The sequence below is a fragment of the Paracoccus sp. BR5-17 genome, assembly GCF_055693925.1.
Genome location: NZ_JBVFUV010000006.1, coordinates 13482 through 26047, shown reverse-complemented (window position 1 = coordinate 26047; position 12566 = coordinate 13482). Strand labels below are relative to the sequence as shown.

The 12566-nt window shown below is 64.9% G+C and carries 15 protein-coding genes and 2 pseudogenes; 6 read left to right on the top strand and 11 right to left on the bottom strand.

What is annotated here, in order from left to right; genetic code table 11:
• The 3 genes from tnpB to ACZ1HC_RS16965 all read right to left on the bottom strand — a co-directional run bounded on the left by tnpB (position 1) and on the right by ACZ1HC_RS16965 (position 1255).
• The gene (tnpB, locus tag ACZ1HC_RS16975; protein WP_472699603.1) at positions 1 to 351 is read right to left on the bottom strand and encodes an IS66 family insertion sequence element accessory protein TnpB; all 351 of its coding nucleotides are present in this window, start codon (positions 349 to 351) and stop codon (positions 1 to 3) included.
• Entirely contained in the window at positions 348 to 743 is a 396-nt protein-coding gene (gene tnpA / locus ACZ1HC_RS16970; RefSeq protein ID WP_472699017.1) for an IS66-like element accessory protein TnpA, read from the bottom strand. The genes tnpB and tnpA overlap by 4 nt, the downstream gene beginning before the upstream one ends.
• 290 nt (positions 744 to 1033) lie before the next feature.
• On the bottom strand, positions 1034 to 1255 hold the full coding sequence (locus ACZ1HC_RS16965; RefSeq protein WP_472701139.1) for a hypothetical protein: 222 nt from the start codon (positions 1253 to 1255) through the stop codon (positions 1034 to 1036).
• 82 nt (positions 1256 to 1337) lie between these two features.
• Between ACZ1HC_RS16965 and ACZ1HC_RS16960 the strand changes: the two genes are divergently transcribed.
• Positions 1338 to 1601 carry a metal-sensing transcriptional repressor gene (locus tag ACZ1HC_RS16960; RefSeq protein WP_472701138.1) on the top strand — a complete coding sequence of 88 codons (264 nt, stop codon included), beginning with the start codon at positions 1338 to 1340 and terminating at the stop codon, positions 1599 to 1601.
• Between the two features lie 3 nt (positions 1602 to 1604).
• Here ACZ1HC_RS16960 and ACZ1HC_RS16955 read toward each other — a convergent pair.
• The 5 genes from ACZ1HC_RS16955 to ACZ1HC_RS16935 form a co-directional block, all read right to left on the bottom strand.
• Positions 1605 to 2374 (bottom strand): IS5 family transposase gene (locus ACZ1HC_RS16955; RefSeq protein WP_472699015.1). Its coding sequence is split into 2 segments (ribosomal slippage): positions 1605 to 2038 and positions 2038 to 2374, totalling 771 coding nucleotides; the frame shifts between segments, so codons are not numbered across the junction.
• 115 nt (positions 2375 to 2489) lie between these two features.
• A complete protein-coding gene (locus tag ACZ1HC_RS16950) occupies positions 2490 to 3344 on the bottom strand; it encodes an OB-fold nucleic acid binding domain-containing protein (RefSeq protein WP_472701137.1) in 855 nt (284 codons plus the stop codon).
• 254 nt (positions 3345 to 3598) lie between these two features.
• On the bottom strand, positions 3599 to 4123 hold the full coding sequence (locus tag ACZ1HC_RS16945) for a DUF1850 domain-containing protein (RefSeq protein ID WP_472701136.1): 525 nt from the start codon (positions 4121 to 4123) through the stop codon (positions 3599 to 3601).
• The gene (locus ACZ1HC_RS16940; RefSeq protein WP_472701135.1) at positions 4120 to 6234 is read right to left on the bottom strand and encodes a TRAP transporter permease; all 2115 of its coding nucleotides are present in this window, start codon (positions 6232 to 6234) and stop codon (positions 4120 to 4122) included. The genes ACZ1HC_RS16945 and ACZ1HC_RS16940 overlap by 4 nt, the downstream gene beginning before the upstream one ends.
• Positions 6235 to 6303: 69 nt before the next feature.
• On the bottom strand, positions 6304 to 7263 hold the full coding sequence (locus ACZ1HC_RS16935) for a TAXI family TRAP transporter solute-binding subunit (RefSeq protein ID WP_472701134.1): 960 nt from the start codon (positions 7261 to 7263) through the stop codon (positions 6304 to 6306).
• 275 nt (positions 7264 to 7538) lie between these two features.
• Here ACZ1HC_RS16935 and ACZ1HC_RS16930 point away from each other — a divergent pair.
• A pseudogene (locus ACZ1HC_RS16930) lies at positions 7539 to 7709 on the top strand (L,D-transpeptidase); the annotation flags it as partial.
• 38 nt (positions 7710 to 7747) lie between these two features.
• Here ACZ1HC_RS16930 and ACZ1HC_RS16925 read toward each other — a convergent pair.
• The gene (locus tag ACZ1HC_RS16925) at positions 7748 to 7912 is read right to left on the bottom strand and encodes an ArsR/SmtB family transcription factor (protein ID WP_472701133.1); all 165 of its coding nucleotides are present in this window, start codon (positions 7910 to 7912) and stop codon (positions 7748 to 7750) included.
• Between the two features lie 235 nt (positions 7913 to 8147).
• Here ACZ1HC_RS16925 and ACZ1HC_RS16920 point away from each other — a divergent pair, with 235 nt between their 5' ends.
• The 4 genes from ACZ1HC_RS16920 to ACZ1HC_RS16905 are packed head-to-tail and all read left to right on the top strand — an operon-like array spanning position 8148 to position 11752.
• The gene (locus ACZ1HC_RS16920; RefSeq protein ID WP_472701132.1) at positions 8148 to 8594 is read left to right on the top strand and encodes a YeeE/YedE family protein; all 447 of its coding nucleotides are present in this window, start codon (positions 8148 to 8150) and stop codon (positions 8592 to 8594) included.
• Positions 8594 to 9034 carry a DUF6691 family protein gene (locus ACZ1HC_RS16915; protein ID WP_472701131.1) on the top strand — a complete coding sequence of 147 codons (441 nt, stop codon included), beginning with the start codon at positions 8594 to 8596 and terminating at the stop codon, positions 9032 to 9034. Before ACZ1HC_RS16920 ends, ACZ1HC_RS16915 begins: the two co-directional genes overlap by 1 nt.
• Positions 9031 to 9990, top strand: a complete 960-nt coding sequence (locus tag ACZ1HC_RS16910) for an MBL fold metallo-hydrolase (protein WP_472701130.1) — start codon at positions 9031 to 9033, stop codon at positions 9988 to 9990. Before ACZ1HC_RS16915 ends, ACZ1HC_RS16910 begins: the two co-directional genes overlap by 4 nt.
• Positions 9991 to 10003: 13 nt before the next feature.
• Positions 10004 to 11752 (top strand): SulP family inorganic anion transporter, encoded by a 1749-nt coding sequence (locus ACZ1HC_RS16905; protein ID WP_472701168.1) that lies wholly within the window; start codon positions 10004 to 10006, stop codon positions 11750 to 11752.
• A 10-nt stretch (positions 11753 to 11762) separates the two neighbouring features.
• Here the strand turns inward: ACZ1HC_RS16905 and ACZ1HC_RS16900 are convergent, their stop codons facing one another.
• Both ACZ1HC_RS16900 and ACZ1HC_RS16895 read right to left on the bottom strand, forming a co-directional pair.
• A complete protein-coding gene (locus ACZ1HC_RS16900) occupies positions 11763 to 12380 on the bottom strand; it encodes an IS5 family transposase (RefSeq protein WP_298948992.1) in 618 nt (205 codons plus the stop codon).
• Positions 12347 to 12484 (bottom strand): annotated as a pseudogene (locus tag ACZ1HC_RS16895) (transposase); the annotation flags it as partial. The pseudogene ACZ1HC_RS16895 and the gene ACZ1HC_RS16900, both read right to left, overlap by 34 nt.
• Between the last annotated feature and the right edge of the window lie 82 nt (positions 12485 to 12566).

Below are 12566 nucleotides of genomic sequence, written 5' to 3'. Positions count from 1 at the left end.
TTATCCCGCCTTTGTCGGGCGTTGTGTCCACCGCGGATTGCGCCAGTCCATCCCTTCCAGAAGATAGCCGAGTTGCGCCGCCGAGATCTGCACGGCCTCGCCGGTGCCGCTGCTCGGCCAGATGAACTTCCCGGCCTCCAGCCGCTTGGTATAGAGCGACATGCCGACGCCGTCGTGCCAGAGCAGCTTGACCAGGTCGCCCTTGCGACCGCGAAAGCAGAATATCTCGCCCGCATGTGGATCGCGCCCCAGACCCTGCTGCACCGTCAACGCCAAGGTGTTCATGCCGCGCCGCATGTCGGTGACCCCGCCAGCGATCCACACGCGCACCCCCGCCGGGAAGGCGATCATCGGCCCTCGATAACCAGCAGGAGCCGGGCTAATGCGTCCGGGTCCACCGACGAGGACACGAGCAGGCGCCGTCCGTTCCGCAGAACGATCTCGAGCTGGACGTCGGGGGCCGGCTGCCGCGGCGACTGCGCATCAATGTCCGGCGCCATCTTCACCGGCACGAAAGCAGGACCGCTTGCGATCGCAAGTTCGCCGTTCCGATACTGTCGCCGCCAGACGGTCAGCAGTGAACGCGAGATACCATGCCGCCGCGCCGTCGCGGTGACCTGGCGAGACCCCCGATGGCTTTCCTCGACCACCCGGATCTTGTCCGCGTCGCTCCAGTGCCGCCGCCGCGGCGCGTCCTCGGCGGACAGGATCTCGATCTGGGGTGTGAACGTAAGGTCGACCATAAGGTCGGACTTATCATCCCCCACAGCGCCCCGTCAGACGGCCCCCGCCGAAGGGTTACGGTCACGCAGCGACCCGCAGACAAAAAACTCGAGTTGATCCCGGTTCTGATGACCGATCATCCTGGCCCCCGCGACAAAGTCCTGAAGCTATGGAATCAGCGAAGAAAGGGTTTTTCAACAGCCCCACCCGGCACTGCGATGTGTGGTCTGCCATGAGGTGGCTAACGTCCTGTCGCGGCCGACCGTCCCGGTCGGCGGCAACGATCCGAACGGGAGGACGAAACCATCGATCATTTTGTCGGTGTCAACGTGTCGCTCGAGAACTGCGTCGTCTGCGAGCCCGAGCCGCTTGTTGCCGCGAACTTGCCCGGCTGGAGAACCGGCTGCGCCGCATCAGCAATAGCCTCGGTGGCAGCGACTGCGGCAGGACGGTGTGTGGCGACAATGACTGCGGGGGCCAGCACCATCAGACCCGTCATCAGCCGGGCCAGGGCCTGTGGTTGCGCGTCCATCCTGGTCTTGTGGCGCTCGCAACCTTCTTGACGGGCCGGAATGGCACTTGCTCCATCCCCCCGGGGGGATACGGATGCTTCTATGTCGCACTCTCGGCATCATGCAAGTCATCCCGATCTGATCAAGCGGCTGAAACGTGCCAAAGGGCACCTTCGGCATGTGATCGGCATGATCGAAGACCAGCAGCCCTGCCTCGACATCGCCCGCCAACTTGCGGCGGTGGAAAGCGCCGTGACGGCGGCCAAGCGGGTCTTGATCCACGATCACACCGATCACTGCCTTGTTCACAAGAGGAGCGATGCCCTGGCCGAGATGAAGGCGATGACTAGGGTCCAGACTCATTGATCTTCAAAGCCAGAACATGATGGTTGCCGCGAGTGCGACAGCGGACAGGAAGGTCTTGGCGCATCTGTCATAGCGGGTTGCGACCCTGCGCCAGTCTTTCAGGCGACCGAACATGATCTCGATGCGGTTGCGGCGGCGATAGCGCCGCTTGTCGTAGCGGACCGCCTTGCCGCGCGACTTCCGCCCCGGGATGCAAGGGCGTATCCCCTTGTCTTTCAACGCTTCCCGGAACCAGTCGGCGTCGTAACCGCGATCCGCGATCATCCACTCGGCAGCGGGCAAGCTGCCCAGCAGGGCGGCGGCTCCGGTGTAGTCACTCACTTGGCCCGCGGTCATGAAGAACTTCAGGGGCCGTCCCTTGGCGTCGGTAACGGCATGTAGCTTGGTATTGAGCCCGCCCTTCGTTCTGCCAATCAAACGTCCGCGCTGGTCGTCGGGCCCCCCTTTTTCGCCCGCAGGCTCGAAGCCGTGCGGTGCGCTTTCAGGTAGGTCGCATCGATCATGATGGTCTTCTGCTCGGCACCCTCGGAGGCCAGTCCTTCCATCATCCTGGCGAAGACTCCCATGTCGCCCCACCGCTTCCATCGGTTGTAGAGCGTCTTCGGAGGTCCATATTCACGCGGCGCATCGCACCATCTCAACCCATTACGATTGATGAAGATTATGCCGCTCAAGACCCGACGATCATCAACCCGCGGCTTGCCATGACTCCTCGGAAAGAACGGCTTCAAACGCTCCATCTGCTCGTCGGTCAGCCAGAAAAGATTGCTCATCATTGCCCCCATCAGTTCGGGAGCGTGAATCACGCAGCCAAGGCGACCGCAAGCCGATTAATGGGTCCTGACCCTACCCTTGCCGAATGAACACTTGTCTCGTCTCGACGCTCCGTCACCGGAAATCCCGCCCCTTCACCCTGATGGCATCGAGATGCAGGTCCGGGATGAAGATGTCGTGCGGCTGGGGAGCCTGGGGCAGGATGTCCCCCTGCGGCGCGGTCGGCCCCTCATCGCCGCGCCCTTGGGAAAGCGGGAACGCCGTCCCTCGTGCCCCCACGCTCGCCAGTTCCCGCGACAGATCCTCGATGCGATGCACCACGAAGTGCACCACCTCGCCTTCCCGCTGGATGCGTCCCTGCACGCCGATCATGCCTGCGCCAAGCACGATCCGGCGATGCGCCTCGAAGACCTTCGCCCAGACCACCAGGTTGGCGACACCCGTCTCGTCCTCGATCGTGATGAACATCACCCCCTTGGCCGATCCGGGCCGCTGGCGGACCAGCACCAGGCCGGCCGTCGCGCACCAGGTGCGGTCGCGGGCCGCCATGGCCTCGGCACAGGTCAGCATCCGCCGCTTACTTAGGCTCTCCCGCAGGAACGCCACCGGATGGCGGCGCAGGCTGAGGCCGGTGCGGCCGTAGTCCTCGACCACCTCGCGTCCGTCTGTCATCGGCCTCAGCGCAATGGCCGGCTCCTGCGCTTCCGCTGCGGTCTCATCCTCCTGTCTGTCTGACATCTCGCGCGCTGCCGCAAAGAGCGGCAGCTCCTCCGGCCCGAGCCCCTTCAGCGCCCACAGTGCCTCGCGGCGGCTGAGCCCGAGGCTGGGCCGGAACCCGTCCGCCTCGGCGATGCGGGTGAGGCTGGCGATCGGCACGCGCACACGGCGCCACAGATCCTCGACCGAGGCGAAGGGCTGGTCGGCCCGTGCCGCGAGCACTTCAGCCAGGCCGAGGGCGCTGTTGCACAAATCCCCCATGGGATTTGTGCAACAGAGCCGATGCCGATGGTATCCTGCATTGCCTTTCGTCTCCTGTGCTTGTCGTACGGGGCAATGCGTGCAGCACCCCCACCTATCCGTTCAGGACATGCGAAAGGCGGGGGCGATCCAACTTCTGACCGGTCCTTGGGAACCTCCACCTTTCGACCCGTCCCCCGCCGCTCTCCGGCATGTGTGAGGTGCCGGAGAGCGGCTCCCGGATCGCACAGGAGCCGGGACCGACCTTAAGACAAACCAACCTTTACGCTGCCCAGGAAGCCAAAACCACGGCCGCGCATCTGATCGAGTTTGGCCTCCGACAAACCCGAAGAGGTCCATGTGCCGCATCGACTTGGCACCAGCCATGAAGGCGCGGACATGTCCCATGCCGGGGGAGCCGCCTTACTCCAACTCTTCGCCTGGGCAGGCTTTGAGCAGCAGCGGCGCGCCGGGGTTGCTCCGACCAATCGGCAGCCATTATCCGTGCAAAGCTTCCAGCCTTCCCCAGTAGCACCGGATGCCGCCAGCAACAGCGTCTTGACGGAAACATCCGGCGACCATACCCACCAGTTGTCCATCAGCACTGCGTCTGCGCCCGGCTCCATCCCGGCACCCGAACCACGAACGGCCGCCTGCGTCAGATGCAGGTGACCGTTCAGGATTTCCCACTCTTCAATCCATTCGGTGCGCTCGACTGAATGGGTCCAGCTCAGCGTGAAACCGTGGCTGACGGCAAGCGCGACTGTGCCGACCAGCAGACAGCCGCTCATGCCGCAGCGCGCGGGCGGCGGATGAACCACACTGCGGCGAAGATGGCGACAAGCGCCGCGCCGATCACATCGGTGATCGGGACCGCCACGACCAGTGTAAAGGCGGCCGCGACGGCCAGAAGCCGCTCGAATACGCCAAGATCGCGGCCCAGCCAGCCGATCACCGCGACACCCCAAAGGGCGATAGCCACGATCGCCTTGACGACGATCAGTGCCACAGCCGGCCAGAAACCGATGACACCGGTCATCTGGCCGCCGTCCTGCATCATCAGTTCGGGGGCATAAACTGACATGAACGGCACGACAAAGCCGGCCGCAGCGATCTTGATCGCTTCCATGCTGATCTTCAGGCCGCTTTCGCGTGCAATGGGTGCGGCGGCAAAGCATGCCAGTGCCACGGGTGGGGTCAGGTCGGCCAGGATGCCGAAATAGAACACGAACATATGGCTGACGACCAGCGGCACGCCCAGTTCCAGCAACGCTGCCCCGGCGATGGACGAGGTGATGATGTAGTTCGGGATCGTGGGAATCCCCATGCCCAGCACGATGCAGGTGATCATCGTCAGGACCAGCGACAGGAACAGGTTGCCCGAACCGATCTGGACGATGAAGCTGCCGAAGGTGGTCGCCAGCCCGGTCAGCGTCATGGTGCCGATCACGATACCGACCAGCGCGCAGGCGACCCCGACCGGCAGCGCCGTCTTGGCGCCTTCGGCGAGGGCTTCGATCACGCTCGATATCGTCGTCCGGCCGTTTCCGGATACCGCGTTCAATGCCAGCAGCGCGAGCACGGTAAAGCCGACCCAGCGGATCGCGGTGCTGAGGCCCAGGCTGAACAATCCCGCCATCAGCAGCCCCAGCCCGACCCACATGATCGTGCGGATGACCCCTTCGGGCAGGCCGAAGATGATCGAGCCGGCCAGGATCAGCACGACGGTCAGGGCCAGGCCGACGGTGCCGGCGTAAAGTGGCGTATAGCCCGAAAACAGCAGCCAAACGAGTACGGCCAGCGGCAGCAGCAGATACCATCCGACCCGGAAGGCCGCGCGGACGCTGGGAAGTTCGTCCTTCTTCATGCCGAACAGGCCTTTGCGCCCAGCTTCCAGATGCGTCATCCAGAATGCCGCGCCGAAGTACAGGATCGCCGGGATCAGAGCCGCCTTGACGACCTCGACATAGGCGATGCCCAGCGTTTCGGCCATGATGAAGGCAACCGCACCCATGACCGGCGGCATCAGCTGTCCGCCCATCGATGCTGTGGCCTCGACACCCCCGGCAAAGGCCGGACGGTAGCCGAAGCGCTTCATCAGCGGGATCGTGAACTGGCCGGTAGTGACGACGTTGGCCACGCCCGAGCCGGAGATCGTTCCCATCATTGCCGAGCTGATCACCGAGACCTTGGCGGGTCCACCAAGCAGATGACCGACCAGCCCCAAGGAAACATCGGTGAACAGCTTGATCATCCCGGCCTTCTCAAGGAACGCGCCGAACAGGATGAACAGGAAGATGTAGGTCGAGCTGACATAGATCGGGATGCCGTAGATCCCCTCGGTCCCATAGGCCATGTGTTCGATCACCTGGCCGAAGTCATAGCCGCGGGTCTGGAGCATCCCCGGCATGTACTGCCCAAAGAAGCAATAGGCGAGAAACAGCCCCGCAATGATCGGCAAGGCCGGACCCATCAGCCACCATGCGGCAAGGAACACCGTAGCGATGCTGATGACGCCCATCACCAGATCCATGCGGTTCGGGGTGCCCGCCCGCAGTAGCAGTTCGGTATATTGCCAGGACTGATAAGCGGCGACCGCGACGCCTCCGACCGCAAGAGCCCATGCCAGCGCAACGATTGCCGGGCCGCGCCTGCGTGCCAGCGCCAGCAGCGGAAAGGTCAGCAGCAGCAGGAACGCGACGTGCACCGCGCGCACGACCTGACTGGCGAAATCGACCACATGTGCCGCAGTGGCAATCTGGAACAATGAAAAGGCGACCGCGATCCAGAACAGCAGCCGACCCTGAAGGGTATGCGGAAAGCTGTCGGCCAAGGGATCGTGCAGGCCCAGATCAACCTGACCCTCGGGATCGGAATGTTCGGAAACGGTGGAGCGGGACATCGGGGCCTCGGGAAAGAAGAAGGCCCCGGCGCTATGCACGCCGGGATATAGAATTTCAGGGGCGCATGATCACTGCAGGATCCCGGCTTCGCGATAATACCGCTCGGCACCAGGATGCAGCGGCAGAGGCAGATCTCCGGTAGCCTTGGCGGGGTCGATATCGTTGGCTGCGGAATGGGCTGCCTTGAGGGTCTCAAGGTTTTCGTAGATCAGCTTGGTCATCTGATAGGCCGTTTCGTCGGAAACATCCTCATGTGTAACAAGGATATTGATGACCGACACGCTGGGTACGTCGGCCTCCTGCCCGTCATAGGTGCCTGCTGGGATCACCGCGGGTATGTAGGCCGAGCCCAGCTTGGCCGAAACCTCCTCGGGCACCGTCACCACCTGGATCGGGATCGAGGTCGCAAGGTCCTTCAACGACGCAACGCCAAGACCCGCGGACTGCAGCGTGGCATCAAGCTGCCGGTTCTTCATCAGTTCCACGGACTCGGCGAAAGGCAGATACTCGACCTTCTCCAGATCGTCATACGACATGCCCGCCGCCTCAAGGATGGCCCGGGCGTTCAACTCGGTTCCCGATTTGGCGGCACCGACCGAAAGCCGCTTGCCCTTGAGATCTGCCAGCGTCTTGATACCCGAGTCCTTCGAGGCAACAATCTGGATATAGTTCGGATAAACTGCGCCGATGGCGCGCAACTTGTCCAAAGGTGCGGCGAACCCGGCTTCGGCGTTGCCCTCGACTGCCATCTCGACCGAGTCGCCCAGAGCGAAGCCGATCTCTCCCTTGCCTTGCTGCAGCAGGTTCAGATTCTCGACCGAGGCCTTGGTCGCCTGCACCTGGGTGCGCGCGTCCTCGATGTTCCTGGCATAAATGTCAGCCAGCGCCGCTCCCATGGGATAATAGACGCCCGAGGTGCCGCCGGTCAGAACGTTGATGAATTCCCGCGCCTGCAGTGAAAACGGCACTATTGCCATACAGGCGGCCAAGGCGACGGCGCGACATGCGCCCCTGGTCAGATTGGTCATAAGTATCTCCCTCCAAAAGCCTGCGCTTGTCTGCAGGCCCGCAGGCACCACTCTTTTCCATCCAGACACACATAGCAATCGTCATTCATGCAGTTCATCCCGTCCGGCCCAGGGTAAATACAACCTGTCTGTGGCGCGGTGGATGCCCAATCGTCGCCAGGATGGATATCGGAAAAGGGTAAGGCGGGTTGACCCTAACCTGAGCCGACATCCATACTCAGAGGTGGCTCATTTCTCGATGGAAATACCGGCTCAGTTCTGGGTGGAAATCAACGCCCTTGGGCACGCACGCCACGTATCTGTCCTGGCCGGCCTACCTGATCCACGGCACCCATGACACGCGCAAGATCGGCCGGCTGTCCTCGGAGGGATGCATCGGCCTTCACAACGAGAAGATCGAGGAGCTGTTCGGCCTGTGCCCGGTTGGCACCCAAGTCCGGATCATCTGGCAACCCGGCAGGCGGGGCCGAAAGGCTCCGCTGAATCACAGATTCTTGCAGAAGGCGTCGTGAAGCGCGGCCATCAGCACCTCCAGATCGGGGTCGCTGATGCGGTAGAAGATGGTCTGGCTTTCGCGGCGGGTGTCCACCATCCGGGCCTCGCGCAGCTTGGCCAGGTGCTGGCTGAGCGCCGACTGGCTGAGCCCCACGGCCTGCTGCAGCGCACCGACCGAGCTGTTCGCCCTTGGTCAGCTCGCACAGGATCAGCAGGCGCTTGGCGTTGGCGACAAGCGCCAGCCGCCCGGCCACGTGATCGGCACGCTCCTGCAGGGCATGGGTCGCTTTCTCCAGTTCCATTATATTAGTATTGACTGATTTAGGCATGATTAATATATAGGCCATGACGGCGGCTGCGGCAAGCGGCCTTGACGAAGGAGAACACTGATGGAGATCGGGGTCGAGACGGCGTTCACGCCTTTGGCATCGCTGCTGGGCGGCGTGCTGATCGGGCTGAGCGCGGTGATGGTGATGGGACTGTTCGGCCGCATCGTGGGGATCGCCGGCATCGCGCAGGGGGCACTGGCGCTGCCTGGCGCGCCGGGGGACCGCGACTGGCGGTGGGCCTTCCTGGCGGGATTGGTCGCCGCGCCGCTGGCGGTGATGGCCTTGGGCGGAACGGTGGCGCAGGCGGTGCCCGGGAACCTGCGCGGCATGGCCCTGGCCGGGCTGCTGGTGGGCACGGGCACGGCGCTCGGCTCGGGCTGCACCTCGGGGCACGGGGTCTGCGGATTGGCGCGGCTGTCGGGCCGGTCGCTGGCGGCGGTCGCGACCTTCATGGCGGCGGGCTTTGCCACCGTCTTCGTGCTGCGCCACATCCTGGGAGGTGCGTGATGCGGGTGCTGTGGGGCTTTCTGTCGGGCCTGGTCTTCGGGCTGGGGCTGGTGATCTCGGGCATGGCCAACCCTGCCAAGGTGCTGAACTTCCTGGATCTGGCTGGAACCTGGGACCCCAGCCTGGCCTTCGTGATGGGCGGGGCCACGCTGACCGCCTTCATCGGCTACCGCCTGGTCTGGCGGCGCACCGCGCCGGTCCTGAACCCGACCTTCGACATCCCGAAGAACCGCGCCATCGACCGGCCCCTGCTGACGGGGGCGGCGCTGTTCGGCATCGGCTGGGGGATCGGCGGCTTCTGCCCCGGCCCGGCCTTCACCGCCCTGCCGCTCTTGGCGCCGGGCACGCTGATCTTCCTGCCCGCGATGCTGGCGGGCCTGTGGCTGGGCGCCCGGGTCAAGGCAGGGGGCTTTCTGCAAGGCAAAGGAGCAACGTCGTGAGCACCTCCAAACTGACGGAGCGGGTCGTCCGCCATTCCCCCTCGACCGGTCCCGGCAGCCCCGATGTCTGGGGCATCTACGAGCCCGACACCGGATCGATCCAGTATGTCTGCGCCGATCCGGCGACGAAGAAGGCGGCGCTGATCGACGTGGTCTGGAACCTCGATCCGAAGAACTACCGCTTCTCGACCGAGAGCATGGATCAGGTGCTTGATCTGGTACAGCAGAACGGGCTGACGGTCGAATGGGTGCTGGACACCCATCCCCATGCCGACCACGTGATGGCTTCGGCGCATCTGAAGGAGCGCACGGGAGCGCCCACCGCCATTGGCGACAAGGTCCATGACATCGCCCGCCTCTGGGCGGGGCTTTACAACCTGCCCGAGGCTTTCGATCCGGCGCGCGACTTCGACCGCCTGTTCGCCGCCGGCGAGACCTTCCGCATCGGCAACCTGGAGGTGCGGGTGATGCTCTCGCCCGGTCACACGCTGGGATCGATCACCTATCTCTGCGGCGACGCGGCCTTCGTCCACGACACGCTGATGCAGCCCGATGTGGGCACCTCGCGCGCCGACTTTCCCGGCGGCGACACGGAACAGCTGTGGGATCTGATCCAGGCGATCCTGGCCCTGCCGCAGGACACCCGCCTGTTCGTGGGCCACGACTACGGCACCGACGACCGTGACGAGCCCCAGTGGGAGGCAACCGTGGCCCAGCATCGCGCCGCGAACCGCCACGTCAAGGACGGCACCCGACGCGAGGACTGGATCGCCCTGCGCGACACCCGCGACGCCACCCTGCCCCTGCCCGACCGGATCCTGGCCGCGCTGCAGGTCAACCTGCGCGGCGGCCGCCTGCCCGCCCCCGAGGACGACGGCCACAGCTACCTGAAGATCCCCGTGAACCGCTTTCCCGCGCCGCAGAAGAAGGCCAGGGGCCTTCCCGCCGAGACATGAGCCGTGCAGAGGGCTGGCGCGCATCCTGCCCGTCCTGCACTGGGGACGGGCCTATGACCGGCACGCCCTGACCAGCGACGCGGTGGCCGCGGTGATTGTGACGATCATGCTGATCCCGCAGTCGCTGGCCTACGCGCTGCTGGCCGGCCTGCCGCCCGAGGCCGGGATCTATGCCTCGATCGCGCCCCTTGTCCTCTATGCGGTCTTCGGCACCTCGCGGACGCTGGCCGTAGGCCCCGTGGCGGTCGTGTCGCTGATGACCGCCGCGGCCGTCGGTCAGGTCGCGCAGCAGGGCACGGCGGGATACGCGGCGGCGGCGCTGACGCTGGCGGCGCTGTCGGGGCTGTTCCTGCTGGCGCTCGGGGTGCTTCGGCTGGGCTTTCTGGCCAGCTTTCTCAGCCACCCGGTCATCGCGGGCTTCATCACCGCCTCGGGCATCCTGATCGCGACCAGCCAGGTGAGGCATGTCCTGGGCGTCGAGGCGGGCGGCCATACCCTGGTCGAGATGATCCCCGCCATCCTGGCCCACCTGGGGCAGACGAACCCGATCACCCTGACGATCGGCGTTCTGTCGATGGCCTTCCTGTTCTGGGGCCGGCGCGGCCTGAAGCCGTTCCTGCGGCGGATGGGGGCCGGACCCTTGCTGGCCGACATCGGGGCAAAATCCGGTCCCGTCGCGGCCGTCCTGGTCACCACGCTGGCGGTCTGGGCCTTTGGCCTGGCCGATCGGGGCATCGCCGTTGTCGGCACGGTGCCGCAGGGCCTGCCGCCCTTGACGATGCCGCCCTTCACCCCGGATCTGATCCGGCAACTGGTCGCGCCGGCCATGCTGATCTCGATCATCGGCTTCGTCGAATCCATCTCGATCGCGCAAACCCTGGCTGCAAGGCGCCGCCAGCGCATCGACCCTGATCAGGAACTGATCGGCCTGGGCATGGCCAACCTGGGAGCGGCCTTCACCGGCGGCTATCCCGTCACCGGCGGCTTTGCCCGCTCGGTCGTGAACTTCGATGCGGGGGCCGAAACGCCGGCTGCAGGCCTGTTTACCGCCGCAGGCCTGGCCATCGCCGCGCTGCTGCTGACCCCGCTGATCCATTTCCTGCCCACCGCGACCCTGGCCGCCACCATCATCGTGGCGGTGCTGAGCCTTGTCGATCTGGCGATCCTTCCCCGGACGCTGCGCTATTCGCGCGCCGATTTCGCCGCCGTCGTCACCACGATCGTGCTGACCCTGGCCTGGGGCGTCGAGGCCGGCATCGCCTCGGGCGTGATCCTGTCGGTGGGCCTGCATCTCTACAAGACCTCGAGGCCCCACGTCGCCGAGGTCGGGCTGGTGCCGGGCACCAACCATTTCCGCAACGTGCTGCGGCACGAGGTGACAACCGACCCCGCGCTGCTGACCCTGCGCGTCGACGAAAGCCTGTACTTCGTGAACGCCCGCTTCCTCGAGGATCTGATCCAGGACCGGATCGCCGAGCGGCCGGCGGTCCGGCATGTGGTGCTGATGTGTTCGGCCATGAACGAGATCGACTATTCCGCGCTCGAAAGCCTCGAGGCGATCAACCACCGCCTGAAGGACCTGGGCATCGGGCTGCACCTGTCCGAGGTGAAGGGTCCCGTCATGGACCGTCTGAAGAAGACCCACTTCCTGGACCACCTGAACGGAAAGGTCTTCCTGTCCCAGTTCGACGCCTGGACCACATTGGCAAGGCAGGACACAAGGATCACGAACCCGACAGGCCCGCGCAGCGCTTCCGCCTAGGGTCAGGACCTCACAACCAGAACATGACGGTTGCGGCGATGCAGATGGCGGAGAGGAAGAGCTCGCCGCATCTGTCATAGCGGGTCGCGATGCGGCGCCAGTCCTTGAGACGGGCAAAGAGGTTCTCGATCCGGTGGCGCTGCCTGTAGAGCTTGCGGTCGTGGCTGGCAGGGTTTCGGCGCCCACGCCGGGCCGGGATGCAAGCTGCGATCCCCCTGTCCTCAAGCGCCTGACGGAACCAGTCGGCGTCATAGCCTTTGTCGGCCAACAGCGTCCTGGCGGGAGGCAGATCACGCAGCAGGGCCAGCGCACCTTTGGCGTCGCTCATCTGTCCGGGTGACAGGAAGAAGGTCAGCGGCCGCCCCAGCCCGTCGCAGATCATATGCAGCTTCGAGTTCAGGCCGCCTTTGGTCCGCCCGATGGCCCGCGGCCGAGTCCCCCTTTTGAGAGGCTTGCCGCCGTCCGGTGAGCCTTGAGGTGCGTGCTGTCGATCATGATGACATCGCCATCCGGCCCCGGGCGTGCAAGCTCGACAAAGATCCGGGCAAACACACCCAGGCGCGACCAGCGTACGAACCGGTTGTAGAGCGTCTTCGGCGGCCCGTAGACGCCAGGAGCGTCCTTCCACTGCAGCCCATTCTTCTTGACGTAGATGATGCCGCTCAACACCCGCCGGTCATCCACGCGCGGCTTGCCTCGGGATCTCGGAAAGAACGGCCGCAACCGATCCATCTGCGCCTCGGTCAGCCAGAAGTGCTCGCTCATCTCATGCCCCCATCTTTGGGAGCTTGAATCATGTAGCCCGCGCAACCTC

Coding starts and splice junctions, on each gene's coding strand:
- tnpA (WP_472699017.1), bottom strand. CDS start 743: ATGGTCGACCTTACGTTCACACCCCAGATCGAGATCCTGTCCGCCGAG.
- ACZ1HC_RS16940 (WP_472701135.1), bottom strand. CDS start 6,234: ATGTCCCGCTCCACCGTTTCCGAACATTCCGATCCCGAGGGTCAGGTT.
- tnpB (WP_472699603.1), bottom strand. CDS start 351: ATGATCGCCTTCCCGGCGGGGGTGCGCGTGTGGATCGCTGGCGGGGTC.
- ACZ1HC_RS16935 (WP_472701134.1), bottom strand. CDS start 7,263: ATGACCAATCTGACCAGGGGCGCATGTCGCGCCGTCGCCTTGGCCGCC.
- ACZ1HC_RS16915 (WP_472701131.1), top strand. CDS start 8,594: ATGCGGGTGCTGTGGGGCTTTCTGTCGGGCCTGGTCTTCGGGCTGGGG.
- ACZ1HC_RS16965 (WP_472701139.1), bottom strand. CDS start 1,255: ATGGACGCGCAACCACAGGCCCTGGCCCGGCTGATGACGGGTCTGATG.
- ACZ1HC_RS16920 (WP_472701132.1), top strand. CDS start 8,148: ATGGAGATCGGGGTCGAGACGGCGTTCACGCCTTTGGCATCGCTGCTG.
- ACZ1HC_RS16960 (WP_472701138.1), top strand. CDS start 1,338: ATGTCGCACTCTCGGCATCATGCAAGTCATCCCGATCTGATCAAGCGG.
- ACZ1HC_RS16945 (WP_472701136.1), bottom strand. CDS start 4,123: ATGAGCGGCTGTCTGCTGGTCGGCACAGTCGCGCTTGCCGTCAGCCAC.